Origin of the sequence: Pseudomonas koreensis (assembly GCF_036668835.1) — a bacterium.
GTDB classification, from domain to species: domain Bacteria; phylum Pseudomonadota; class Gammaproteobacteria; order Pseudomonadales; family Pseudomonadaceae; genus Aquipseudomonas; species Aquipseudomonas koreensis_I.
Window position 1 is genome coordinate 504,034 of record NZ_JAZEVW010000002.1, and the last position, 26,861, is coordinate 530,894.

Genomic DNA, 26,861 nt, shown 5'->3' on the forward strand with positions numbered 1-26,861 from the left:
CGCACACCGGCCAGATCCTGCTGCGCCACGCCTCGGAAACCGATCAGACCGTCACCGCCATTACCGAAATGAGTTCGACCGCCGAAAGCGTGGCGCAGAATGCTGCCGAAACCGCGGCGTTCACTCAACGCGCCAACGAAAACGCCGACCGCTCGCGCGTAGTCGTCGGCGAAGCCACCAACAGCGTGGTCGCACTGATCGACGAAGTGGCGAGTGCTACGCACAAGGTTGAAAACATGCAGCAGGACGCCCAGCGCATTACCGAGATTCTCGGCGTGATCGGCGCGATCGCCGGGCAGACCAACCTGCTCGCGCTCAACGCCGCCATCGAAGCCGCACGCGCCGGCGAACAGGGGCGCGGCTTTGCCGTTGTCGCCGATGAGGTCCGCGCCCTCGCCGCTCGTACCCAAGCCAGTACTTCGGAAATCAACGAAATGCTCACCCGCCTGACGCAAGGCGTGAGTTCGTCGGTGAGCGCCATGGAAAACACCCAGGCCAGTTGCCAGTCTGCCGCTGACGCCACTGCGCGAGTCAACTCGGGGCTGGACGAAATGGCCGGCTCGGTCAGCCATATCAACAGCCTCAGCACCCAGATCGCTACGGCTGCCGAACAGCAAAGCGCCGTCACCGAAGAGATCAACCGCAGCATGGTGCAGATCCGCCACATGGTCGACGAACTGGTGCAGAGCGGCCAGACCAGCGAACTCAACACCCGCCAGTTGCTGGAAGCCAACAGCCGGGTCAGCGCGATCATGGGGCGGTTCAAGGTTCGCTGATCCCAGCGCCCACGGTGATTCTGGACATTGCCCGAGTCCCTGTGGGAGCGAGCCTGCTCGCGAAAGCAATCTGTCAGTCCCTCCATCATCGTCTGGACAATTGCATTCGCGAGCAGGCTCGCTTCCACAAGGGGCTGGCAGTCTATTTGCAACAACCTGAAACACTGCGTTGATGCCGAACAGCGAAAACCGGGCAAAATGCGCTCTCTTCTGACCGCCACCCGAGCCGAGAATCCCTCATGCGAATCCATCTGCGTCTGCTCGCCCTCAGCGCCCTGTTCATCTCCTCCCTCGCCCAGGCCGCCGAGCTGATCCCGATTGAAGTCCATCGCGACGCCAACTGCGGTTGCTGTAAAAAGTGGATCAGCCACCTCGAAGCCAACGGTTTCAAGGTCGACGATCACGTCGAAAGCGACATGAGCAGCTTCAAGCAACAGCACGGCGTGCCGCCCCGTCTGGCCTCGTGCCACACCGCAATCATCAACGGCAAATTCGTCGAAGGTCATGTTCCGGCTGAACAGGTGCTGGCCCTGAGCAAGCGCGACGACCTGCTCGGCGTGGCCGCACCGGGTATGCCGATGGGCTCGCCGGGCATGGAAATGGATGGCATGAGCGACGCCTGGCAAGTGATCGGCCTGAAAAAGGACGGCGCTGATGTCGTCGTGGCGGATTACCCGGCGCATTGATCGGGGCCGCTTACGCCGGGCTGTTCCTGGCTGCGTTCGGCGCCGCGACCTTGCTGCCGCTGCAATCGGAAGCGCTGCTGGTCGGTCTGATCGTCAGCGAGCATTACTGGCTGTGGGGACTGCTGGCCGTGGCGACGCTGGGTAACGTCCTCGGTTCGCTGGTCAACTGGTGGCTGGGCAGAGGGCTTGAACGCTTTCAGGGCCGGCGCTGGTTTCCGGTCAGTCCGCAGCACATGGCCAAAGCCCGGAAGCACTACCAGCGTTTCGGTCACTGGTCGCTGCTGTTCAGTTGGCTGCCCGTTATAGGAGATCCGTTGACGCTGATCGCCGGGGTCATGCGCGAACCGCTCGGGCGTTTTCTGCTGATCGTGACCCTGGCCAAAGGCGCCCGTTACGGCGTGCTGGCCATGCTGACCCTGGGCTGGCTGGGTTGAACCATCGGCCGCGATCATTGCCTGTTTTTAACGTCGCCATAATCCGGCCGTTCGAGCATCGGCCCATTTCAAACGGAGTTTGACCTATGCCTGTCTCGTTTTCCCGCTGGCTCCCCGGGCTGCTGCTGTGCGCCGCCCTGCCCTTGTCCGCTCAGGCTGCCACGCCCGCCGCCGAAGGCCCGGCCTACGGCCCCGAGCTGCAAGGCTTCGATTATCCGTACACCCTTAAGCACTTCGCGTTCGAATCTCAGGGCAAATCCCTGCAGATGGGTTACATGGACATCGCCGCCAACGGCAAGGCCAATGGGCGCACCGTGGTGCTGATGCACGGCAAGAATTTCTGCGCGGCGACCTGGGACAGCTCGATCAAGGCGCTGAGCGAGGCCGGTTACCGGGTGATTGCGCCGGATCAGATCGGTTTCTGCACCTCCAGCAAACCCGACCACTACCAATACACTTTCCAGCAACTGGCGACCAACACGCAGCAGTTGCTCAAAGCACTGGGCATTCAGAAAGCCACACTGCTGGGGCATTCCACCGGCGGCATGCTCGCCACCCGTTATGCCTTGCAGTACCCCGAGCAGGTCGAACAGCTGGCGATGGTCAATCCGATCGGCCTGGAAGACTGGAAAGCCCTCGGCGTGCCGTATCGCACCGTGGATCAGTGGTATCAACGCGAACTGAAAGTCAGCGCCCAGGGCATTCGCGAATATGAGCGCACCACCTATTACGACGGCCGCTGGAAGCCGGAATTCGACCGTTGGGTCGACATGCTCGCCGGGCTGAGCAAAGGCCCGGGCAAGACCCAGGTCGCGTGGAACTCGGCGCTGATCTACGACATGATCTTCACCCAGCCGGTGTATTACGAGTTCAAGGACCTGAAGATGCCGACGCTGCTGCTGATCGGCACCTCCGACACCACCGCAATCGGCAAGGACATCGCCCCGCCGGAAGTCAAAGCGAAGATCGGCCACTACGACGTACTCGGCAAGCAGGTCGCCAAACTGATCCCGCAATCGACGCTGGTCGAATTCCCCGGCATGGGCCATGCACCGCAAATGGAAGAACCGGCGCAGTTCCACAAGGCCCTGCTCGGCTGGCTGAATACATCCAATCCCGTTCGTTGATGAGGTAAGGCTGATGGCGTTGCAGATTGCGGTGATTGATGACTGGCAGGACGTGGCCCGCGATGTGGTCGACTGGTCAGTGCTCGAGGGCATCGGTGAAGTCACATTCGTGCATGACTACCCGGCTGACAACGCCACCCTGGCCGAACGTCTGGGCCGCTATCAGGTGATTTGCGTGATGCGCGAGCGCACGCGTTTCGACGAGGACCTGCTCAAGCGCTTGCCGGCGCTCAAGCTGCTGGTCACAGGCGGCATGCGCAACGCAGCACTGGACATGCCGGCGGCAGCGAAACTCGGGATCAAGGTCTGCGGCACCGACAGTTACAAGCACGCCGCGCCCGAGTTGACCTGGGCGCTGATCATGGCTGCCACGCGCAATCTGCTCAACGAAGCCACCGCCTTGCGCAACGGGCAATGGCAGCAAGGACTGGGCGGTGACCTGCATGGCAAGACCCTGGGCATTCTCGGTCTGGGCAGTATCGGCCAGCGCGTGGCGCAGTTCGGCCAGGTGTTCGGCATGCGCGTGATTGCCTGGAGCGAAAACCTCACCGCCGAGCGCGCCGCACAGGCCGGAGTGACTTACGTCAGCAAGCAGGAACTGTTTGAGCAGGCCGATGTGATGTCGGTGCACCTCGTGCTCAGCGAACGCAGCCGCGGGCTGGTCGACGCGCAGGCGCTGGGCTGGATGAAACCGACTGCGTTGCTGGTCAACACCGCGCGCGGGCCGATCGTCGACGAAGCGGCGTTGATCAAGGCACTGCAGAAACAGCACATTGCCGGGGCAGCGCTGGATGTCTTCGACGCAGAACCATTACCGGCCCTGCACCCGTTTCGCACACTCGAAAACGTGCTGGCGACGCCCCATGTGGGCTATGTCAGTCGGCAGAACTATGCGCAGTTCTTTGCGCAGATGATCGTGAATATTCAGGCATGGTCTGCAGGGGAGCCGATTCGCCTGTTGAATTAAGACATCCATGAGTAGCGGTGGTGTCCCGTCCATCGCATTCGCGAGCAGGCTCGCAAAACGGCAAGCACAGTCCTCACCCGCGAACACATCGCACCACAACAGTGCAGTCGCCCTCCCCGCTAGCACAAAATCGTGACCGCCCAGTCACCGTTTTGGCCCTCCGTTGCAAAAAAAACTGCCCTTCGTCGGTGCGTTTGCGCAGATCCAGCAATATTTTCTTACGCACAAACCGATTGTCGAACAATTTACCCATTTGCTCTGGCCCGCTCTAGGATCTGGCCTAGACTCATTTTCGCAGGGTGAAACCGCCCGGTCACATCGCCGAAAAAAACTCGAAACTTTTGCATCCAGCGTCGGGTCATCAAGAAGACAGAGCCAAAACGACTGGTGCAATCCTTGCAATGGCTTCACCACCCATTCTGCTTGCGCGTGTTGGGTAGCGTTTGCTCACCGATGCGTGGCGCGTTTGCGCCCGGTCACAGGACGTGGCTCTGAACTTTGTTTGTACGAGACAAGAACAGATCAACACTACGGGAGATACATATGATCAGTGCGGCATTGGATATTCAGGGAGAGCGTGCTCACCAGGTGATTGGCGACTCGAGCACCGTCAGCGTTCCCGGCAGCCGATCGATCAACGTTCCCGGCACCAAGACGCTGACTCCGGTCGCGAGCAAGAACCCCAACAAGAAAAAAGTCCTGTTCGTCACCTCGGAAATCGCCGATCTGGTGAAGACCGGTGGCCTGGGCGACGTTTCCGCCGCCTTGCCGCGCGCCATGGCACATCTGCACGATGTGCGCGTGCTGATTCCCGGTTACCCGCAAGTGATGCACAGCGAGAACCCGATTCACATCATCGGCGAACTCGGTGGCCACGCCGCGCTGCCACCGTGCAAGATCGGGCGCATGGACATGCCCGACGGTCTGGTGATCTACGTGTTGATCTGCCCCGAATTGTACGAGCGTGAAGGTGGCCCTTACGGCGCCAACAATGGCCGCGACTGGCCAGACAATCATATTCGTTTCGCCCGCCTCGGGCTGGCCGCTGCCGATATCGCCGCCAACCTCGCGCAGATTCACTGGTGCCCGGACCTCGTCCACGCCCACGACTGGCCAGCAGGCCTCGCCCCGGCCTATATGCACTGGCGCGGCCAGCGTACGCCGACGCTGTTCACCATTCACAACCTCGCGTACCAGGGCGTGACCAGCCTCGGTTCCTGCCCGGAACTGGGGATTCCCGCCCACGCCCTGCAGCAGGAAGGCATGGAATTCTACGGCAAGATGTCGTTCCTCAAGGCCGGCATGGCCTATTCGAGCCACATCACCACGGTCAGCGCCACGTATGCGCAGGAAATCACCACACCGGATTTTGGCTGCGGTCTCGACGGCTTCCTCGCCGCCAAGACCCAGCAAGGCTTGCTCAGCGGCATCCCCAACGGCATCGACGAGAGCTGGGATTCGGCCACCGATCCGCACCTGTTCGCGCCGTTTGCGATTGGTGACTGGGAAGGCAAAGCGGTCAACGCCGCGCATGTTCGCGAGCTGTTCGGCCTCAACGACTCGACCGGTCCGCTGTTCGCCGTAGTGTCGCGCCTGGTCTATCAGAAAGGTCTGGACCTGACTGAAGCGGTCTCCGAGTTCATCGTGCAGAACGGTGGCCAGATCGCAATCATCGGCCGTGGCGAGCCGGAAGAAGAACAGGCCATGCGTGAGCTGGCGCTGCGCTTCCCGGGGCAGATCGGCGTACGCATCGGCTTCAACGAGACTGACGCGCGGCGCATGTTCGCCGGCAGCGATTTCCTGTTGATGCCTTCGCGTTACGAGCCTTGCGGCCTGAGCCAGATGTACGCGCAGCGCTTCGGTTCGTTGCCAGTGGCGCGCAATACCGGCGGCCTGGCCGACACCATTGAAAACGGCGTCACCGGTTTCCTCTTCGATGAATCCACCGTCGACAGCTACAAGGAAGCCCTGAGCCGCGCGTTCAAGGTGTTTGCCTTCCCGGAACTGCTCAATGCCATGCGTTGCCGGGCAATGGCGGCGCCATTCAACTGGAGCAAAGCGGTCGAACCGTACGCTGAACTCTACGAACAACTGGTGGCCAAGGCATTGGGTAAAGCCAGCCACAAATAATCAGGGAGGTTTCCAAGATGCCGTCAAGGACCCAAGAAACCTGGCCCCACGGCGCGATCGTGCTGGACGCCGAACACACGCAATTTGCTCTGTGGGCTCCCGATGCGTTTTACGTCAGTGTTGAACTGGCCGATGGTCAATCGCTGCCCATGCTGCCGCAGGGTGATGGATGGTTTGTGATCAAGGCCCGCTGTCCAGCGGGCAGTCGCTACCGCTACTGTATCGATGGCGAACTGGAGGTGCCGGACCCGGCCTCCAGGGCCCAGGATGGCGACCTCCACCGCCACAGCGTGGTGGTCGACCCGCACGCTTACACTTGGCGACACAGCGCCTGGAAGGGTCGGCCATGGAACGAAGCAGTGATCTACGAGCTGCACGTCGGTGCGCTCGGTGGCTTTGCCGAAGTCGAGCAACATCTGGCCCGGCTCACCGCAATGGGCATCACCGCCATCGAATTGATGCCGCTGGCGCAATTCCCCGGCGACCGTAACTGGGGTTACGACGGCGTCCTGCCCTACGCCCCGCAAGCCTCTTATGGCACCCCCGAACAACTCAAGCATCTGATCGACACCGCTCACGGCCATGGTCTGGCGGTGATCCTGGACGTGGTCTACAACCACTTCGGCCCCGACGGCAACTATCTGCACCGCTACGCGAAAAGCTTTTTCCGCGAGGACCAGCACACGCCCTGGGGCGCGGCGATCGATTTCCGTCGCAGTGAAGTGCGCGAATTCTTCATCGAAAACGCCTTGATGTGGGTGCTCGAATATCGCTTCGACGGCCTGCGTCTGGATGCCGTGCACGCGATTGGCGACTCTGATTTCCTGCGCGAAATGGCCCAACGCGTGCGACAACAGATCGATCCGGCCCGTCACGTCTGGCTGACCGTCGAAAACGAGCTGAATCAGGCCAGCCTGCTGGAGCACGATTATGACGCGCAATGGAACGATGACGGACATAACGCGTTGCACGTGCTGCTGACCGGCGAAACCGACGCCTATTACGCTGATTACGCCGAGCAACCGACTGAACAACTGGTGCGCTGCCTGAGTCAGGGCTTTGTTTTCCAGGGTCACGTCAACCGTCATGGCGAACGGCGCGGCGAGCCGAGCGAGCATTTGCCGTCCACGGCATTCGTATTGTTTCTGCAGAACCATGACCAGATCGGCAACCGCGCGTTTGGCGAGCGCCTGCATCAACTCGCCGACCCACGCGCATTGCAGGCAGCGACCGTGCTGTTGCTGCTGTCACCGATGGTTCCACTGATGTTCATGGGCGACGAGTTCGCCGCCGAGCAACCGTTTCTGTTTTTCACCAGTCATCACGGTGAACTGGCTGAACGGGTACGCGAGGGTCGGCGCAATGAGTTCGCCGCGTTCAGCGCCTTCGCCGATCCACACAAACGCGAGACGATCCCCGATCCGAATGCCGAAGCAACCTTCCACGCTTCCCAACCACGGCAAGAAAACGGCAATCAACGCCAACAGCAAACCCTCGAGCTGTACAGCGAGCTGTTGCACCTGCGCCATCAGCACATCACTCCCCACCTGCCCGGCACGCAAACGCTGGGCGCGCAAAAACTCGGTCACGCCGCCGTGAGTGCGCGCTGGCGGCTGGGGGATGGCAGTGAGCTGCGAATTGACCTGAACCTCAGTGACACGCCAGTGGTCAACCCTCCACACACCGATGCCGTCTGGCTGTTTCAGCAGCCTGCCGGTGTCACCCCGGATTCGGGCGAACTGCCCGCGTATTGCGCGCTTGTCAGCCTCACGGCCGCAACCCCTTTGCTACCTCTGGATGGAGAGCGCCTATGAGCGATGCGCAACTGGAAATACTCGCCAGCCGAGCCGGCCTCGCCGTCGACTGGATCGACGCCAACGGGCGTCAGCAAAAAGTCGCTCCTGCGGTATTACGCAATGTCTTGATTGGCCTAGGCCACCCCGCCAGCACGGCGCAGGAAATCGATGCCAGCCTGCTGGAATTGCAAGCGGCGCAGCAGGACCACCATCTGCCGCCGCTGTTGACCTGCGATGTCGGCACACCGGTGGACCTGACCCGCTTTTTCGCCCCGGAAACGACTTGTGAAATTCACCTCGAAGATGGCTCACGGCTGGATCTGAAACTTGATTCGCAAGCGATGCTGCCTGGCCTGATCCCGGTCGGTTATCAGCAAGTGCATATTGGCGATCAATATTTCACCCTGGCGGTGGCGCCAGAACGCTGCTTCAGCGTCGCCGACGCCGTGGACAATCCGATCCCCCGGGCCTGGGGTCTGAGCGCGCAGTTGTACGCTTTGCGTCGTCCCGGCGATGGCGGCTTCGGCGACACCCTCGCCCTCGAAGAACTGGTGCGCGTGGCCGGTGAACGCGGCGCCGACGCCGTGGCGATCAGCCCGATGCACGCGATGTTCAGCGCCGATACCAGCCGCTACAGCCCGTACTCGCCCTCAAGTCGTCTGTTCCTCAATTCACTGTATGCCGCGCCCGGTGCGATCCTCGGTGAGCGGGCGTTGCGCGATGCGATCGACGCTACCGGTCTGGGCAACCAGTTCGCGCAACTTGAAGACCTCACACTGATTGACTGGCCGGCCGCGGCCGAGGCCAAGCAGAAATTGCTGCAAGCCTTGTACGACGGTTTTGTCGCCGGCGATCACCCGTTGCACCCGGACTTCGCCAGTTTCCGCCACAGCGGCGGCGAAGCGCTGGAGAATCATTGCCGGTTCGAAGCGATTCAGGAAATGCGCGCCGCCCGAGGCGAAAGTCTCGACTGGCGCGAATGGCCGGAACACTGGCGCGACCCGCGCGGCGCCGCACTGGCAGCCTTCGCCGAGGAATACGTGGATCGCATTGGCTATTTCGCCTTCTGCCAATGGCTGATCCACCGCTGCCTGGAACGCGCACAGACCGCTGCGCGCAGTGCCGGTATGAGCATCGGCCTGATCGCCGATCTGGCCGTAGGTGCCGATGGCGCCGGCAGCCAGGCCTGGAGTTTTCAGGATGAATTGCTCGCCTCGCTGACCGTCGGCGCACCGCCGGACATTCTCAACCGCTCCGGTCAGGGCTGGGGGATTTCCGCGTTCTCGCCCGAAGGTCTGGTACGCAACGGCTTTCGTGCCTTCATCGACATGCTGCGAGCCAATTTTGCTCACGCCGGTGGCTTGCGCATCGACCACGTCATGGGCCTGCAACGCCTGTGGGTGATCCCCAATGGGGCCGCTCCCGCTGACGGCGCGTACCTGTACTACCCGTTTGACGACATGCTGCGTTTGCTCACGCTGGAATCCCATCGTCATCAAGCCATCGTGCTCGGCGAGGATCTGGGCACGGTGCCCGAAGGCCTGCGGGAAAAACTAGCCGCACGCGCCATGCTGGGCATGCGCGTGCTGCTGTTCGAACAGGACAACACGCATTTCAAGCCGATTCTTGACTGGCCGGACAACGCGCTGGCGACCACCAGCACCCACGACCTGCCGACGCTCAATGGCTGGTGGCACGGTCGGGACATCGACTGGAACGCACGCCTTGGACTGGTCGACGCCAACGGCGAAATCGACTGGCGCCATCACCGCCAGCGCGAGCGCGAAGGCCTGCGCAATGCGCTGAGCCAGGACCCACAGAATTTCCGCGAGGAATCCCACGAGGCCGATCAAGTGGTCGATGCCAGCGTGCGGTTCCTCGGCCACACCCGTGCACCGCTGGTGCTTTTGCCGCTGGAAGATGCCCTCGGCATCAACGAGCAGGCGAATCTGCCGGGCACCACCGACACCCACCCAAACTGGTCGCGGCGCCTGCCGGGCACCAGCGAAACGCTGCTCGACACTGACGATGCCGCGCGACGCCTGGAACTGCTCGCCTGTGCCCGACTCCAGGCTGCCGAGCGTGACCAATGAACCAAACGCTTATCCAGCCGCTGCGCGCGACCCTGCGGCTGCAATTTCATAAAGGCTTCACTCTTGAACAAGCGGTGCCACTGGTGCCGTACTTCGGCCGATTGGGCATCAGCCATGTCTACGCCTCGCCACTGCTCGCGGCGCGCGCCGGCTCCATGCACGGTTACGACGTGGTCGACCCGACCCAGGTCAACCCGGAACTGGGCGGCGAAGCGGCGCTGCGGCGTCTGGTCAGCAGCCTGCGCGAGCACAACATGGGGCTGATCCTCGACATCGTCTCCAACCACATGGCCGTGGGCGGCAGCGACAACCCGTGGTGGCTCGACCTGCTCGAATGGGGCCGGCTGAGCCCCTACGGCGAATTCTTCGACATTCAGTGGCATTCCCCGGACCCGTTGATGGAGGGCCAATTGTTGCTGCCGTTCCTTGGCAGTGATTACGGTGTCGCTTTGCAGGAGGGTACGCTGAAACTGCAATTCAACGCGCAGACCGGCAGTTTCCATGTCGAGCATTACGACCACCACTTCCCGATCTGCCCGAACGATTACGGCGAATTGCTCAAGGGCGATGATCCGCTGAAATCCCTGGCCGATCGTTTCAGTGCGCTGAGCTATCAGACCGATGCGCATTCGCTGTCGATCCCGTTGAAGCAGGAACTGCAGCAACTGGCGAGCGACCCGCAGATCCTCGATGCAATTCAGCGCAATCTGCGGCACTACGATTCGACCACGGCAGAAGGCTTCGACAAGCTGCATCAGTTGCTCGAACGCCAGAGCTATCGCCTCGCCAGTTGGCGCACCGCAGCGGATGACATCAACTGGCGGCGCTTTTTCGACATCAACGAACTCGGCGGTTTGCGCGTCGAACGCCCGGCGGTGTTCGAAGCCACCCACGGCAAGATCTTCCAGTTGATCGAAGAAGGTCTGGTCGACGGTCTGCGCATCGACCACATCGATGGCCTGGCCGACCCGCGGGGTTATTGCCGCAAACTGCGTCGGCGTCTCGACAGTCTCGCGCCGGGGCGGCACTTGCCGATCTACGTCGAGAAAATTCTCGGCGCCGGCGAAACCTTGCGCCGCGACTGGGCGGTGGACGGCACCACCGGTTATGAATTCATGAATCAGCTGTCGCTGTTGCAGCACGATCCGGACGGTGAACACGTCCTCGGTGAACTGTGGCAGCGCCGCACCGAACGCCCCGCCGCGTTTATCGAAGAAGCACAACTGGCGCGTCAGCAGATTCTCAACGGCTCGCTGGCCAGCGATTGCGAAAGCGTCGCCCAGGCTTTGCTGCAAGTGGCCCGCGATGACCTGATGACTCGCGACCTGACCCTGGGCGCGATCCGCCGGGTGTTGCAGGCGCTGATCGTGCATTTCCCGGTGTATCGCACCTATGTCAGCGCCATGGGCCGCTCTGAGCAGGACGAGGTGTTCTTCCAGAAAGCCATGGACGGTGCCCGGCAAACCCTTAGCGAAGCCGACTGGCCGGTACTCGAATGCGTCGCCGGCTGGCTCGGTGGCACGCCGTGGCGGCGTAAACCGCGCGGGCGCTCGCGCAAGATTCTCAAGCACGCGTGCGTACGTTTTCAGCAGCTGACCTCGCCCGCCGCCGCCAAAGCCGTGGAAGACACCGCGCTGTATCGCTCGGCAGTGTTGCTGTCACGCAACGATGTCGGCTACGACACCGAGCAATTCAGCGCGCCGCTGAGTGACTTCCATGCCGTCAACCAACGGCGACTGAGCGAATTCCCGGACAACTTGCTGGCAACGGCGACCCACGACCACAAACGTGGCGAGGACACCCGTGCGCGGCTGGCCGTGCTCAGTGAACGCAGCCACTGGTACGCCGAGCAGGTTGAATTGTGGCGCGCCCTCGCCCGCCCGGTGCGTAGCGATGAACAGATGCCGTCAAATGGCGATGAACTGATCCTCTATCAGGCCTTGCTCGGCAGTTGGCCGCTGGACCTGCGCGATGACGATCAGGCCGGTTTTGCCGACTACGCCAAGCGGATCTGGCAATGGCAACAAAAGGCCCTTCGCGAAGCCAAGCTGCAAAGCAGCTGGAGCGCGCCCAACGAAGCGTACGAAAACGCTGCCCAGGCGTTCACCGAAAAACTCCTCACCCGCGCGGAAGGCGAACTGTTGCGCGCGGCACTGAGCAAGACTGTCAACAGCATTGCCGCCGCCGGCGCGCTCAATGGCCTGGCGCAAACCTTGCTGCGCATGACCGTGCCGGGGGTGCCGGATCTGTATCAAGGCAACGAGTATTGGGATTTCAGCCTGGTCGATCCGGACAATCGCCGGCCGGTGGATTACCCCGCGCGCGCGCAGGCCTTGCAGGCGCAAACGGCGCACACCGAACTGCTGGCGAACTGGCGTGACGGGCGCATCAAACAGGCCCTGATCGCCGAGGTGCTGCACCTGCGCGCCGAGCATGCCGAGCTGTTCCGACGTGGCAGCTATCAGGCCCTGGAAGTGCTCGGCAGCCAGGCGCATAACGTGCTTGCCTTTGCTCGTGAACATGAGGGCAAACAGGCCGTCGTGATCGTGCCGGTGCGTTGCGCAACTCTGCTGGAAAACAGTGCCCTGCCGCAAGTGGATGCGCTGCGCTGGGGCGATACGCGGGTGGTTTTACCATTCGCCGCCTCCGCGACAAACCTGAAGGGACTTTTTGCCAGCGCAGCAGTCACAAAACACAGGGAGCTGAATGTCAGCGACGCGCTGGGGGATGTCCCGGTCAATCTCTTTATCCAACACTTAACGTAAGCAAGAGTTCAGTTCAGGAGTATTGCGATGAGCACCGACGATAAACGCATTCGCGAATTCGCCTATCAGATATGGGAATCGGAAGGTAAACCCGAAGGCCATGAGGAGCGCCACTGGGAGATGGCGCGCAAGCTGGCCGAGGCTGAAGCACTTGCACCGAAGAAGCCGCCGAAGGCCACTGGCAGTAAAACGCCCGGCAAAACCGCGACCAGCAAGGCGACTGAGGGTAAAGCGGTAAACGGCAAGACCACGCCGACGGCGAAAGCCAAACCGGCAGCGAAGGCCAAGCCGGCCAGCACCCCGAAAGTGGTGCCGCCGGGCGAAAAAGCTGTCGAGAAAAAACCGCGCGCGCCGAGAAAGCCTCCGGCGATCTGACGCTACTCGATTATTGAACTGAACGAACGTGTGGCGGGCTTGCTCGCCATAGGGGGCAACTCGCCCTCAAGAAACCCACAACCCACCTGTGGGAGCGAGCTTGCTCGCGAAGGCAATCTGTCATTCAACATCGAGTCGACTGTCAGTCCGCTTTCGCGAGCAAGCTCGCTCCCACAGCGAATCGGTGTCAACCGAACTACCGCGTTTTTTGCAGGAGCAATCATGACCCGTCCAAAAAAAGCCGAGCCCGCCGCGCATGCCGAGCCGTCCAGAATCCGTGAAGGCCTGCCCTTCCCGCTCGGTGCGACCTGGGATGGTCTGGGGGTAAACTTTGCTCTGTTTTCCGCCAATGCCACCAAGGTCGAACTGTGCATCTTCGACGATGCCGGCGAAGTCGAACTCGAGCGCATCGAACTGCCCGAGTACACCGACGAGATCTACCACGGCTACTTGCCGGATGCGCATCCCGGTCTGATCTACGGTTACCGCGTCTATGGCCCGTACGATCCAGCCAACGGTCACCGTTTCAACCACAACAAATTGCTCATCGACCCGTATGCCAAACAACTGGTCGGCGAACTGAAATGGTCGGAAGCGCTGTTTGGCTACACCATCGGCCACCCGGACGCCGACCTCAGTTTCGATGAACGCGACAGCGCGCCGTTCGTGCCCAAGTGCAAGGTCATTGATCCGGCGCACACCTGGGGCAACGATCACCGCGTCAGCGTGCCATGGGACAAGACGATCATTTATGAAACCCATGTGCGCGGCATCAGCATGCGCCACCCTTGCGTGCCGGAAAACGTACGCGGGACCTTTGCCGGCCTGATGGTCGACGATGTGCTTGAGCACGTGCGCAAGCTCGGCGTTTCGACGGTGGAGTTGCTGCCGATCCACGCCTTCGTCAATGACCAGCATCTGCTGCAAAAAGGCATGACCAACTACTGGGGCTACAACAGCATCGCCTTCTTCGCTCCAGACCCGCGCTACCTGGCCAGCGGCAAGATTGCCGAGTTCAAGGAAATGGTCGCGCACCTGCACGATGCCAATCTGGAAGTGATCCTCGACGTGGTCTACAACCACACCGCCGAAGGCAACGAGCAAGGCCCGACCCTGTCGATGCGCGGCATCGACAACGCCTCGTACTACCGCTTGATGCCCGACGACAAGCGCTACTACATCAACGATTCCGGGACCGGCAACACCCTCGACCTCAGCCACCCATGCGTGCTGCAGATGGTCACCGACTCGTTGCGCTACTGGGCCAGCGAGATGCACGTCGACGGTTTCCGCTTCGACCTGGCAACCATTCTCGGGCGTTACCACGACGGTTTCGATGAGCGCCACAGCTTCCTCGTCGCCTGCCGTCAAGACCCGGTGCTGCGTCAGGTGAAAATGATTGCCGAGCCGTGGGACTGCGGTCCCGGTGGTTATCAGGTGGGCAACTTCCCGCCGGGTTGGGTCGAGTGGAACGACAAGTTCCGCGACACCGTGCGCGCATTCTGGAAAGGTGACGACGGCCAGCTCGCCGACTTCGCCAGCCGCATGACCGCTTCGGGCGAGATGTTCAATCAACGCGGGCGCCGGCCATACGCTTCGGTGAACTTCGTCACCGCACACGACGGTTTCACCCTCAACGATCTGGTCTCGTACAACGACAAGCACAACGAAGCCAACGACGAAAACAATCAGGACGGCAGCAACAACAACCTGTCGTGGAACCACGGCGTCGAAGGCCCGACCGATGACGCGGAAATCAACGCCCTGCGCCACCGGCAGATGCGCAACTTCTTCGCCACCCTGCTGCTCGCCCAAGGCACGCCGATGATCGTCGCCGGCGATGAGTTCGCCCGCACCCAGGACGGCAACAACAATGCCTACTGCCAGGACAGCGAGATTGGCTGGGTCAACTGGGACCTGAGCGAAGACGGCAAGGCTCTGCTGAAGTTCGTCAAACGCCTGATCAAGCTGCGTCTGGCCTACCCGATCCTGCGCCGTGGGCGGTTCCTGGTCGGCGAGTACAACGAGGATATTGGCGTCAAGGACGTCACCTGGCTGGCGCCGGACGCCACCGAGATGACCACCGAGCACTGGCATGACGCGCACAACCGCTGCCTGGGCATGCTGCTCGATGGCCGCGCGCAGGAAACCGGCATCCGCCGCAAGGGCGCCGACGCGACGCTGTTACTGGTGGTCAACGCGCACCACGACATCGTCAACTTCGTCTTGCCGGAAGTGCCGGATGGCGGCTTCTGGACGTGCATGGTCGATACCAATCAGCCGGCGATTCGCGGCCAGGAACGCTTCGAATTCGGCCACGAATACTCGGTGACCGGGCGCTCGTTGCTGTTGTTCGAACTGCAACGCGACGAAGAAGATTGATATGGACCTGCAAAGCTATCTGGCCCGACGCGCGCCGGATTACCCCGCCACCGCCGCCCTCGGCCAATGCCTGCGAGCAATGGTCGAGGCCGGCCTGGATCGCTTGCCGCTGCCCGGCAGCGGTCACACGCTGGAGCGTTTTCAGCGTCTGGCCGCGGTCGGTGGGCATGATCTGGGGTTGTGCAAGCTATACGAGGGGCACACCGACGCGCTGGCCATCATCGAACAATTGGGCGGCACCCCGACGCCGGGCAGCACCTGGGGCATGTGGGCGGCGGAACCGCCGCAGGCACGCGTCAAGGTCAGCCCGGCCGGGCACATGGTCAATCTCAACGGGCGCAAGGCTTGGTGTTCCGGCGCAGCGGTGCTTAGCCATGCCCTGCTCACGGCGTGGGACGCTGACGATCAGCAGCAACTGGTTGCGGTGGCCCTCGACCAACCCGGCGTGACCATCACCGGGCACGGCTGGCAAGCCGTGGGCATGAGCGCCACCGGCAGCGTCGAGGTGGTGTTCGAGAACGCCGAAGGCCAGGCCATCGGCGATCCCGGCGACTACTTGCAACGGCCGGGCTTCTGGCAAGGCGGGATCGGCATCGCCGCGTGCTGGTACGGCGCTGCGCGGCAGATCGGAGAGCGCTTGCGCCAACACTGTGCCGAACGCGATGAACCGCACGCACTGGCGCACCTCGGTGCGGTCGACAGTGCCTTGCAGGCGGCCGCCGATGTGCTGCGCTTCAGTGCTTTGCAGATCGACGCCCAGCCCGAAGCCGACGCTGAACTGCTCGCCCGGCGTGCGCGGGCGGTGGTCGAGCAATCCGCTGAACAGGTTTTGCGCGACACGGGCCGAGCGCTCGGTGCCGGGCCGTTTTGTCAGGATCGGCGTTTTGCCCATCTGGTGGCTGACCTGCCGGTGTTCCTGCGCCAGAGTCACGCCGAGCGCGATCTCGCCGCGCTCGGGCAAATAGTTGCGCAGCAGCCCGGCGAGGTCTGGGCGCTATGAAAGCCAACCCGATTGTCGGCCAGGGCACGTCGCTGCATCAGTGGCAAAACTCGCAGCGCCTGGCGGAGCTACCGGTGATTGATGTGCTTGATCTGGTGCCGGTAGGCGCGCGAGCCGTCATTGTCGCGCCGCATCCGGATGATGAAGTGCTCGGTTGCGGCGGGCTGATGCAGCTGCTCGCCGCGGCCGGACGGCCGATGCAACTGATCTCGGTGACCGACGGCAGCGCCAGCCATCCTGGCTCGACGCTCTGGCCGGTCGAACGTCTGAGCGTAGTGCGCCCGCAGGAATCCGCCGAAGCCTTGCGCCGTCTCGGCTTGCCGATGCATAGCCTGAAATGGCTGCGCGGTGGTTTCACCGACACCCAGGTAGCAGCGCAGGAACGGGCACTGAGCGAATTCATTCAAAGCTATTTGCATCCGCATGACGTGCTGTTTACCACGTGGCGTGAGGATGGTCACAGCGATCATGAAGCGGTCGGCCGCGCCAGTCTCGAAGCGGCGAGCCGCGCCGGCGTGGTGTGTCACGAGCTACCAGTGTGGACATGGCACTGGGCGACGCCGGAAGACGCGGCGGTGCCGTGGCAACGTGCGCGCAAGATTCTCCTTTCACCTACCCACGTCGCACGCAAACGCCACGCCGCCCATGCGTTCGCCAGCCAACTGGAAGGCGATCGCGACGCCGGACTTGCGCCGGTATTGGCACCGTATGTCCTTGAACGCCTGTTGCAGCCGTTCGAAGTGGTGTTCCTGTGAGTGTCGAGGATCGTTACTTCGACGGTTTGTTTGCCGGTAACGACGACCCGTGGGCGTTCCGTCAACGCTGGTACGAACAGCGTAAACGCGCGATCACCCTCGCCACACTGCCGCGTCCGCACTATCGGGCGATCTTCGAACCGGGATGCGCCAACGGTGAATTGAGCGCCGAGCTGGCCAACCGTTGCAGTCGTCTGCTGTGCTGCGACACTGCCACCGCGGCGGTGAAGCTGGCGCAAACGCGCTTGAGCCTGTTCGACCATGTCGAAGTGCGGCAGAACCGCCTCCCCGGTCACTGGCCGGAGGAAAAATTCGACCTGATTGTATTTAGCGAAATCGGCTACTACCTCGACCGCGAGGATCTGACAGAAGTGATCCGCCACATCGGAAACTCCCTGACCGCCGACGGCCAATTACTGGCCTGCCACTGGCGCCCGCCGATCGAGGGCTGCCCGTTGAATGCACGGCAGGTCCACGACCAGATCCATGAACAACTGGCATTGCCGCGTCTGGTGCTGCATCAGGAAGCGGATTTCATTCTTGAAGTCTGGAGTCGCGAGCCACGTTCGGTGGCAGCGCTGGAGGGTTTGCGTTGATTGGGATCGTGATTCCGGCACACAACGAAGAGGCATTGCTTGATGAGTGCCTGCGCGCCGCGCTCCGTGCCAGCCACCATGCGCAACTGGCCGGCGAGGAGGTGCAGGTGCTGGTGGTGCTCGACAGCTGCACCGATCGCTCGGCGCAGATCGTCAGTCGCTACCCGGTGCTCAGCTTGCCGATCGACGCCAGTAATGTCGGTGAAGCGCGCGCCGTCGGTGCCTGGTGGTTGCTGGAGCACGGTGCACGCTGGATCGCTTGCACCGACGCCGACAGCCGGGTCGCCGACGATTGGCTGGTGGCCCAGCTAGGCCTGCAGGCGGACGCGGTGTGCGGCACGGTGACCGTTGAGCATTGGCCCGATTCGGTCGATGAGGAGGCGCAGATCCGCTATCACCGCCACTATCAGGCGCGTGAGGGCCACCGGCATATCCATGGCGCCAACCTGGGTGTCAGCGCGGCGGCTTATATTTCTGCTGGCGGCTTCAAACCGCTGGCCTGCGACGAAGACGTGCAACTGGTGCGCGCACTGGAACGCTCGGGTGCGCACATCGCCTGGAGCCATCGCCCACGGGTGCACACCAGCGCCCGCCTCGACAGTCGCGCCCGCGGCGGATTCGGCGACTATTTGCGCAATCTGACACAGTCAGGCGAAAAAAATACGGATCAGATTGATCTGTGACGCGACGAATCCCGTGTCTTGAGCAATACTCTGCATCGCGGTAACCCAAGGGTCGGAGCACCGCACAGTTGCAACCCATTTTGCCATCAGCGTGCACGGCCAGCGTTTGTGACCGATGACGCTGGGCATGCCACACAAGGACGTCGCACTGATGAAACCGTTCATCCTCAATGACAGCAACCTGCCGGCGCAAATCTGGAATTCGGCCGCGCAGCTCGACAGCATTCCCGTCATCAATACCCTCGCTCTGGTCCCGCCCGACGCTCGCGCCGTGTTGATCGCCCCGCATCCCGGTGATGAGGTGGTGACATGCGGCGGCCTCCTGCAACTGCTCGCCAACCTTGGCCATCCGCTGCAATTGCTCTCGATCACCGATGGCAGCGCCAGCCACCCCGGCTCGCGGCAATGGTCGGAAAAACGCCTGAGCGTGTTTCGCCCGCAGGAAAGCGTCGAAGCCCTGCGCCGCCTCGGCCTGCCGATGCACAGCCTGAAATGGGTGCGCGGCGGTTTCACCGACAATGCGCTGCGGGTACAGGAAGCGCAGGTCTGCGAGTTCATCAGTCGGTACCTGCGCCCCGGCGATGTGGTATTCAGTACCTGGCGCAACGATGGCAACGATGACCATGAAGCGGTCGGCCGCGCCAGCGCCAAAGCCGCTGAACAGGTCGGCGCCCGCTACCACGACGTGCCGGTCTGGGCCTGGCACTGGCCGGAGCGCGAACAGCAACAGATCCCCTGGGAACGCGCACGCAAAGTGCGCCTCGACACCTGGACCGTTGCGCGCAAAAGTCACGCCACCCACGCCTACGCCAGCCAGCTCAACGGCGAACCGGCCATCGGCATCGCGCCGCTGCTGCCGCCGGCGATTCTGGAGCGGATGCGCTTGCCGTATGAAATCGTCCTCGTCTGACAACGACCGTCCCCTGTAGGAGTGAGCCTGCTCGCGATAGCGGTCTATCAATTACGCATGTGTTGTCTGACCCACCGCAATCGCGAGCAGGCTCAATCCTACAGAGGGATTGTGTGTTCAGATCAGACGGAACTGCCACCCCTCCCCATCAGTCGCATGAACAAGCGTGCGCAATTTCGAGGAGTGAACGTGTCCAGCGAACCCGAGCGTCAGCGTGTCGACGCACCCGTCATTCATCGCCTGCGCGTGTTGACGGTCAATACCCACAAGGGCTTCACCGCTCTCAATCGCCGATTCATCCTGCCCGAGCTGCGCGAAGCGGTGCGCAGTACGGCGGCCGACCTGGTGTTTTTACAGGAAGTGGTCGGTGAGCATGAACGGCATTCGAGCCGCTACAACGAATGGCCGCAAACCTCGCAATACGAATTTCTCGCCGACAGCATGTGGAGCGATTTTGCCTACGGGCGCAACGCCGTGTACCCCGATGGGCATCATGGCAACGCGCTGCTGTCGAAATACCCGATCCGCGAATACCGCAACCTCGACGTGTCGATCACCGGCCCGGAACGACGCGGCTTGTTACATTGCATACTCGATGTGCCGGGGCACACCGAAGTGCATGCCATCTGCGTGCATTTGAGTCTGCTCGAAAGCCACCGGCAATTGCAGTTGAAACTGCTTTGCCAGCTACTGGAATCGCTGCCTGACGATGCCCCGGTGATCATCGCCGGCGATTTCAACGACTGGCAGTTGCAAGGCAACGTCGCCCTCGCCCGGCGCGACTATCTGCACGAGGCATTCGAGCGCCACCATGGCCGCCCGGCCAAAACCTATCCAGCACGCTTCCCATTGCTGCGCCTCGATCGGATCTATCTGCGCAATGCCAGCAGCCATGACCCGCAGATCCTTGGAAACAAGCCATGGACGCATCTTTCCGATCATTTGCCGCTGGCGGTGGAAGTGCATCTGTAGATTCATTAACGCCGCGACCGTCCGTCGGTGTCGCTTGAACCGCAGCTAAAACGATCTACACCTAAAACAGCTCAAGGAGTAGCGCATTCAAATTGTTAGGACATGGACTTGATGTCAGGCATCAACTGCCGAATCTGCCATGTTCTTCCCAAGGATGATTTCCCGCATTTGCCCAAGGGAATGACCATGAAGCGCTACCTCACCCGCCGCCAGGCGTTGCCGCACGCCTTGTTCCTGCCCGCCTCCATGTTGCTGTTGACCAGCCTTCCGGTTTCGGCGGCGTGTACGCTGGTTGCCGGGCCGGGCAATGACAGCTTCACCTGTGACAGCGGTAGCAGCGGCTCGCTGACGGACCTGGCGGGCAACAACAGCCTCACCCTGCCCGCCAACGGCACCGGTCAAATCAATGGCAGCGTGACCTTCGGCGGCGGTAGTGATCGGGTAGCCATTGATGCGGGCACACTTACCGGTGCCGTCAATCAAGGCAATGGCATCGATGTGTTCGTGATGAATGGCGGCTCGATCGGCTCGCTGGCCCAGGGCGACAGTCGCGATACGTTCCTGATGACCGGCGGCACCATCATCGGTGCGTTCGAAGACGGTGACGTCGCGCGCATGACCGGCGGCAGCATTGGCCGGGTCGACATGAAACTCGACAACAATATTTTCGATCTGTCGGGCGGGCAGATTCTCGGCAATCTGGTGACCGGGTTTGGCACCGACGTCATTATCGTCTCCGGCGGGCGAATCGGCGGTAACGTCAGTGTCAGCGGCGGGAATGACAGCATCACTGTCAGCGGTGGCGAGATTGCCGGGGAAATTCGCGCCAGCGTCGGCGATGACCGCTTGCTGTGGTCCGGCGGCCTTATACGCTCGGCGATCCTGATGGACGTCGGCAATGACAGCGCCACCCTGCTGAATCTCGATGACAGCGTGCTGGCGCTGACACCGGGGGTTGCAGGTGGCGCCGGCAATGACACCTTGACCTTCGATAACTCGCGCACTGCACTGCCCGAGCGACTGGTCAATTGGGAAACCGTCAATCTGAACAACGACTCGCAACTGGACCTGGGCGTGTCGGGTCTGGTGCTGGGCGATGCCGCCACCGGCACCGGTGTATTGAATACCGACGCCAGCAGCGTCTTGCTGGCAACTCAGGGGGCGATCGTCCCGGCCGTGACCGGCCAGGCGGTGACCGTCAACAACGCCGGGATCATTGACCTGACCCGCAATAACAGCCGCACCGATGACACGCTGACGGTGCAAGGCCGCTACGTCGGCACCGGTGGTCAGTTATGGCTACAAAGCGTAGTCGGTGCGGATGATGCACCGAGCGACAAACTGGTGATCAACGATGGCAGCCTCAGCGGCGCAACGGTCATCACGGTCTACAACCTTGGCGGCTCGGGCGCGTTCACCCAGACCAACGGCATCGAACTGGTACAAGCCCAAGGCAGCACGATCAGTAGCGATAACGCTTTTACGCTGAAAGGGCCGGTGTCGGTCGGTGCCTATGATTACTACCTGTTCAAGGGTGGCGTCACCGCCGGTACGCAGAACAATTGGTACCTGCGCTCCGCAGTGGTTGCGCCGCAGATGATGAGCGTTTCTAACCCCGACCCATCGCTGCCGCCCCTGTTAGTGCCAGTGGTAGCCACTCCCATAGCAGCCATCGCTCCGGCGGGCAGCCCGCCAGTACCCGTGTTGCCTGCGGCCGTCGCGGGAGCGGCACCGATTCCTTTGTACCGCCCTGAAGTGCCGACCTGGTCAGTGTTGCCGCCTGCTGCCGCGCAACTGACACTCAACGCGCTTGGAACGTTCCATGATCGACAGGGCGATCAGCGCTTGCTGAGTGAAACCGGAGCCTTCGGCGCCGGGTGGGGCCGGGTCTACGGCAAAAACCTCGAGCAGACCTGGGCCGGCACGGTCACCCCGCGCCTGGACGGTTCACTCAAAGGCTTTCAGGTTGGCAACGATCTGTTCAGCTCACGGATGTCCGGCGGGCAAAACCAACGTGTGGGGTTTTTCGTGGGGCACAGCCGCCTGCACGGTGATGTCGACGGTTTCAATGAAGGCTGGCAACACAACAGCGCCGGCAAGATCAAACTTGAAGGCGACAGCTATGGCCTGTACTGGACATTCACCACCCCTAACGGCGCATACCTCGACAGTGTCGTGATGGGCACTCGCTTCGACGGCGACAACCGCTCCGACCGCGGCGTCAAACTGGACAATCGCGGTCACGCCCTGAGCCTGTCGATCGAGGCCGGTTATCCATTGCCGATCAATGATGTTTGGGTGATCGAGCCGCAGGCACAAATCATTCACCAGAAAGTCTCACTCGACAGCCAGGACGATGGCATCTCACGCGTATCGTTCGATTCCGACGGCGCCTGGACGGGGCGCCTCGGCGCACGACTCAAGGGTCGCTATCAAGTCAATGGTCTGCCGGTGGAACCGTACCTGCGTGCCAACCTCTGGCACACGTTTTCCGGCACGGATTCGGTGACCTTTGGCAACAGCGATGTGATCACCAGCGAGCAAAAATCCTCGACAGCCGACCTTGGGGTCGGCATCGTGCTGACGCTGGACCGCACCGTCAGCCTTTTCGCCAGTACTGACTACAGCAGCAATATCGACAGCAACGACCTGCACGGCGTGGTCGGCAACATAGGCGTACGCGTTAGTTGGTGACCTTCCGTCGGTACGCCGGCCCGACCATGCGCCGGTACAGACAGTGATTATCCATGCAAACAAGCACTTAGTTATTTCTCGTTAAAACAGAGAGTTGCCAGCTCTGAATACCGCCTGCCGCTTATCGCCCGGTTTCTTGACGCGACGGCATCGCTCTTCTTATCTCTACCTTACTACCCCGAAATTATTACCGGGACGAACCTTCGGCCACTCGCAAAAGCGAGCGGTCAAGGCTCGCCCCGCTCCATTCGGTCGCCCCTCGTTCGGGGTAGGAGAGGCGCCACAACGAGATGCCGCATGCGCCCGCAAGGTAGACCGCCATGAAAACTTCACTCACCCCACAAGAGATCAAAATCACTTTCTGCACTGTGTCGAGCTCGATCCTGCTGTGCTCGTCCATGGAGGCCAAGGCCGGGCCAGCGGCGGATGACACCCGCATCTGGTATCGCGCGGATGTGCCGGTGATGCCCCTGCCCGCCACGGTGATTACCCCTGGGGATGCGCAAGACGCACCCTTGGTCAGCGCAGATGTGGCACCGTCAGCCTGGGATGAGTTGTACGGGCGCAGTGCGCGGCAGGCGCAAACCGATGTGTTGTCGTCTGGCTATGCGATTGCCAGTGGTGGCGAAGGCAAAGGCCCGGCGCTGCTGACCCTGCAAAGCCCCAACGGTTTTACCCAAACCGTCGGTGTGATCGGTGGCGATCATCAGATCCGCGCCAATCACAACGGCCCGCTGAGCAGCCGCGCCCTCGCCGACCCGGGCACTGATACGTTGAATCTACAAGGCCAAAGCCTCGGCGCCTATTACAGCCTGACCGCCGCTCAGGGCTGGCACGTCGACCTGTCCGCCAGCGCCGGCCGGGTCAGTGGTTTCAGCCGCAACGCGCAAGGCGTCCGCCAGGCCACTGAAGGCAGCGCAATGACCTTCTCGGTGGAGGGTGGCTTCCCCATCGGGCTCAGCGAAAACTGGGTGGTGGAACCGCAGGCGCAGCTGATCAATCAACGCATCAGCCTCGACACGCCGTATGCAGGCACCGGCAATGCCTCGTCCAGTGAGCTGACAGCGTGGAGCGGTCGCGTCGGCGCACGCTTGAAAGGCAGTTACGATTTGAATGGTTTGCCGGTGGAACCCTACGTGCGCACCAACCTCTGGCACACGGTCTATACCGGCAGCACGGTAACCCTGGATCAGGTCGACAAGATCAGTAGCAGCCGCAAGTCATCGACCGTGGATTTAGGCCTCGGACTGGTGGCACGCATGAGTCCGACGGTGAGCCTGTATGTGAGCGCCGATTACAGCAGCGATGTCGATGACAATGATTTGAACGGGTTGATTGGCAGTCTCGGAGTGCGGATGCGTTGGTGAGGGACCCATCGCCAGCAGGCTGGCTCCCACAATGAATCGAGTTGCCCGCCCATTACGTGAACGGCGCTAAACCCTGTGGGAGCCAGCCTGCTGGCGATTGCAAGCGACGCGGCCTCGGATCAACCCTCCGGCTTGAGAATCAAGACGGCTAGCGGTGGCAGGTTCAATTCCAGCGACAGCGCCTGACCATGGCTTGACACTTCCTCGGTCTGCGCCCCGCCGCCGTTGCCATAGTTGGAACCGGCATAGGTCTCGGCGTCGCTGTTGAGCAATTCCTTCCAGCGCCCGGCAAACGGCACACCGACACGATAGGACTGGCGCGGTACCGGAGTGAAGTTGGCCACCACCAGCACCGGCTCGCCCTCCTTGCTCCAGCGCAACCAGGCGTAAACGCTGTTGATCGCATCGTCGCCGATCAACCACTGGAAGCCCTGCGGCGCGTCGTCCTGATCATGTAGCGCCGGCTCTTCGCGATACAACCGATTGAGATCGCCGACCAGTTTTTGCACGCCTTTGTGCTCGGAATATTGCAGCAGATACCAGTCCAATTGCTGGTCGTGGTTCCACTCGCGCCACTGGCCGAATTCGCAGCCCATGAACAGCAGCTTCTTGCCCGGGTGAGTCCACATGAAGCTCAGATAGGCGCGCAGGTTGGCAAACTTCTGCCAGCGATCGCCAGGCATCTTGTCGATCAGCGAATGCTTGCCGTGTACCACTTCGTCGTGGGAGATCGGCAGGATGAAACGCTCGGACCAGGCGTAGACCAGACCAAAACTCAGCTCGTTGTGATGATGCGCGCGGTACACCGGATCCTGCTGGATGTAATGCAGCGAATCGTGCATCCAGCCCATGTTCCATTTGTAGGAAAAGCCGAGGCCGCCCTGCTGGGTGCTCTGGCTGACACCAGGCCATGCAGTGGATTCTTCGGCGATTACCAGCGCGCCCGGTGCTTCCAGTTCAACCACGTCGTTCAAGTGGCGCAGGAAGTCGATCGCCTCAAGGTTCTCGCGTCCGCCGTGGCGGTTCGGCACCCATTCGCCGGCCTTGCGTGAATAGTCGCGATAAAGCATCGAAGCCACCGCATCGACGCGCAAACCATCAATGTGAAAATGCTTGAGCCAGTGCAACGCCGAAGCGAGCATGTAGCCGTGCACCTCAGTGCGGCCAAGGTTGTAGATCAGCGTGTCCCAGTCCTGATGGAAGCCTTCCAGCGGGTTGGCATATTCATACAGCGCGGTGCCGTCGAATTGCGCCAGCCCGTGGGTATCGGTCGGGAAATGCGCCGGCACCCAGTCGAGGATCACGCCGATGTCGGCCTGATGGCAGGCGTTGACGAACGCGGCGAACTGATCCGGCGTGCCATAACGCGCGCTCGGCGCGAACTGCGAAAGCAATTGGTAACCCCAGGAACCACCGAACGGGTGTTCCATGATCGGCATCAGCTCGATGTGGGTGAAACCCAGTTCCTTGACGTAGGGGATCAGTCGATCGGCCAATTCCGGCCAGGAGTACTGGCGCGCCACTTCACCCAAATCATCCAGCTCGCACTGCCATGAGCCGGCATGCAATTCATAGATCGACAGCGGCTTGGCACGTTGCTGGCGCTCGCGGCGGCCGCTCATCCAGTCCTGATCCTGCCAGTCGATCTGCAACGGCGAGGCGACTTTCGAGGCGGTGTCCGGCGGCAGGCTGGTGGCCAGTGCCATCGGGTCGGCCTTGAGCGGCAGAATGCCGTGCGAGCCAAGAATTTCGTATTTGTACAACTCACCCGCTTGCATACGCGGAATGAACAGCTCCCAGACCCCGGATGGATGGCGCAAGCGCATCGGATGGCGACGACCGTCCCAGACGTTGAAATCACCGACCACCGAGACCCGCCGGGCATTCGGCGCCCACACGGCGAAGCGCACGCCATCGACGCCGTCGACGGTTTTCAGCTGCGCGCCGAGGCAAGCACTGAGGTCACGGTGATTGCCTTCGGCGAACAGATACAAGTCCATCTCACCGAGCAACTGGCCGAAGCTGTAAGGATCTTCCGCGACCTGCTCGCCCCCCGCCCAGCGGGTGCGCAGCAGGTACGAGCGCGCTTGGGCAAAGTGGCCGACAAACAGCCCGGGCGTCTCGGTCATTTCCAGCGGGCCGAGTTCTTCACCGCTGTCCTTGTCCAGCACCGCCACACTCAGCGCGCCCGGCAGGTAGGCGCGGATGAACTGCCCGCCAGCGCCATCGCCGTGCGGACCGAGAATGGAAAAAGGATCGTGATGTTCAGCACGCACCAAGGCATCGATATCTTTTGCCGAGGGCAGCAAGGCCTCTTTGACCTGACCCTGTTCCTTGTTCGAGAAACTCATGA

At 61.9% G+C, this 26,861-nt stretch carries 19 protein-coding genes and 1 pseudogene; 19 read left to right on the forward strand and 1 reads right to left on the reverse strand.

The features are described from left to right. Positions 1–248: 248 nt before the first annotated feature. The 19 genes and pseudogenes from V6F91_RS27355 to V6F91_RS07390 form a co-directional block, all read left to right on the forward strand. Positions 249–776 (forward strand): annotated as a pseudogene (locus tag V6F91_RS27355) (methyl-accepting chemotaxis protein); the annotation flags it as partial. Positions 777–1,015: 239 nt separating this feature from the next. After that, positions 1,016–1,462 (forward strand): DUF411 domain-containing protein, encoded by a 447-nt coding sequence (locus V6F91_RS07305; RefSeq protein ID WP_332763230.1) that lies wholly within the window; start codon positions 1,016–1,018, stop codon positions 1,460–1,462. After that, positions 1,462–1,896 (forward strand): YqaA family protein, encoded by a 435-nt coding sequence (locus tag V6F91_RS07310; protein WP_332763611.1) that lies wholly within the window; start codon positions 1,462–1,464, stop codon positions 1,894–1,896. Before V6F91_RS07305 ends, V6F91_RS07310 begins: the two co-directional genes overlap by 1 nt. An 86-nt stretch (positions 1,897–1,982) precedes the next feature. Next, positions 1,983–3,023, forward strand: coding sequence for an alpha/beta hydrolase (locus tag V6F91_RS07315; protein WP_332763231.1), 1,041 nt, complete (start codon positions 1,983–1,985; stop codon positions 3,021–3,023). A gap of 13 nt (positions 3,024–3,036) precedes the next feature. Further along, positions 3,037–3,990 carry a D-2-hydroxyacid dehydrogenase family protein gene (locus V6F91_RS07320; RefSeq protein WP_332763232.1) on the forward strand — a complete coding sequence of 318 codons (954 nt, stop codon included), beginning with the start codon at positions 3,037–3,039 and terminating at the stop codon, positions 3,988–3,990. 543 nt (positions 3,991–4,533) lie between these two features. After that, entirely contained in the window at positions 4,534–6,120 is a 1,587-nt protein-coding gene (gene glgA / locus V6F91_RS07325) for a glycogen synthase GlgA (protein ID WP_332763233.1), read from the forward strand. 17 nt (positions 6,121–6,137) lie between these two features. Then, the gene (gene treZ / locus V6F91_RS07330) at positions 6,138–7,934 is read left to right on the forward strand and encodes a malto-oligosyltrehalose trehalohydrolase (RefSeq protein ID WP_332763234.1); all 1,797 of its coding nucleotides are present in this window, start codon (positions 6,138–6,140) and stop codon (positions 7,932–7,934) included. Next, entirely contained in the window at positions 7,931–10,009 is a 2,079-nt protein-coding gene (malQ, locus tag V6F91_RS07335; protein ID WP_332763235.1) for a 4-alpha-glucanotransferase, read from the forward strand. Before treZ ends, malQ begins: the two co-directional genes overlap by 4 nt. Then, a complete protein-coding gene (locus V6F91_RS07340; protein ID WP_332763236.1) occupies positions 10,006–12,774 on the forward strand; it encodes a malto-oligosyltrehalose synthase in 2,769 nt (922 codons plus the stop codon). The genes malQ and V6F91_RS07340 overlap by 4 nt, the downstream gene beginning before the upstream one ends. 27 nt (positions 12,775–12,801) lie before the next feature. Beyond that, positions 12,802–13,149, forward strand: coding sequence for a DUF2934 domain-containing protein (locus V6F91_RS07345; RefSeq protein ID WP_332763237.1), 348 nt, complete (start codon positions 12,802–12,804; stop codon positions 13,147–13,149). 222 nt (positions 13,150–13,371) lie between these two features. Next, positions 13,372–15,531 (forward strand): glycogen debranching protein GlgX, encoded by a 2,160-nt coding sequence (gene glgX, locus V6F91_RS07350; RefSeq protein ID WP_332763238.1) that lies wholly within the window; start codon positions 13,372–13,374, stop codon positions 15,529–15,531. Position 15,532: 1 nt separating this feature from the next. Beyond that, positions 15,533–16,531, forward strand: a complete 999-nt coding sequence (locus V6F91_RS07355) for an acyl-CoA dehydrogenase (protein ID WP_332763239.1) — start codon at positions 15,533–15,535, stop codon at positions 16,529–16,531. Then, a complete protein-coding gene (locus tag V6F91_RS07360; protein ID WP_332763240.1) occupies positions 16,528–17,286 on the forward strand; it encodes a PIG-L family deacetylase in 759 nt (252 codons plus the stop codon). Before V6F91_RS07355 ends, V6F91_RS07360 begins: the two co-directional genes overlap by 4 nt. Further along, entirely contained in the window at positions 17,283–17,882 is a 600-nt protein-coding gene (locus V6F91_RS07365) for an SAM-dependent methyltransferase (RefSeq protein WP_332763241.1), read from the forward strand. The genes V6F91_RS07360 and V6F91_RS07365 overlap by 4 nt, the downstream gene beginning before the upstream one ends. Beyond that, the gene (locus tag V6F91_RS07370) at positions 17,879–18,565 is read left to right on the forward strand and encodes a glycosyltransferase (protein ID WP_332763242.1); all 687 of its coding nucleotides are present in this window, start codon (positions 17,879–17,881) and stop codon (positions 18,563–18,565) included. Before V6F91_RS07365 ends, V6F91_RS07370 begins: the two co-directional genes overlap by 4 nt. A gap of 151 nt (positions 18,566–18,716) precedes the next feature. After that, on the forward strand, positions 18,717–19,475 hold the full coding sequence (locus V6F91_RS07375) for a PIG-L family deacetylase (protein ID WP_332763243.1): 759 nt from the start codon (positions 18,717–18,719) through the stop codon (positions 19,473–19,475). Between the two features lie 189 nt (positions 19,476–19,664). Beyond that, positions 19,665–20,447: an endonuclease/exonuclease/phosphatase family protein gene (locus V6F91_RS07380; protein ID WP_332763244.1), complete on the forward strand. Its 783-nt coding sequence runs from the start codon at positions 19,665–19,667 to the stop codon at positions 20,445–20,447. A 186-nt stretch (positions 20,448–20,633) separates the two neighbouring features. Next, positions 20,634–23,141 carry an autotransporter outer membrane beta-barrel domain-containing protein gene (locus V6F91_RS07385; RefSeq protein ID WP_332763245.1) on the forward strand — a complete coding sequence of 836 codons (2,508 nt, stop codon included), beginning with the start codon at positions 20,634–20,636 and terminating at the stop codon, positions 23,139–23,141. A gap of 320 nt (positions 23,142–23,461) precedes the next feature. Further along, the gene (locus V6F91_RS07390; protein ID WP_332763246.1) at positions 23,462–24,508 is read left to right on the forward strand and encodes an autotransporter outer membrane beta-barrel domain-containing protein; all 1,047 of its coding nucleotides are present in this window, start codon (positions 23,462–23,464) and stop codon (positions 24,506–24,508) included. Positions 24,509–24,627: 119 nt separating this feature from the next. Here the strand turns inward: V6F91_RS07390 and glgB are convergent, their stop codons facing one another. Continuing rightward, entirely contained in the window at positions 24,628–26,859 is a 2,232-nt protein-coding gene (glgB, locus tag V6F91_RS07395; RefSeq protein WP_332763247.1) for a 1,4-alpha-glucan branching protein GlgB, read from the reverse strand. Between the last annotated feature and the right edge of the window lie 2 nt (positions 26,860–26,861).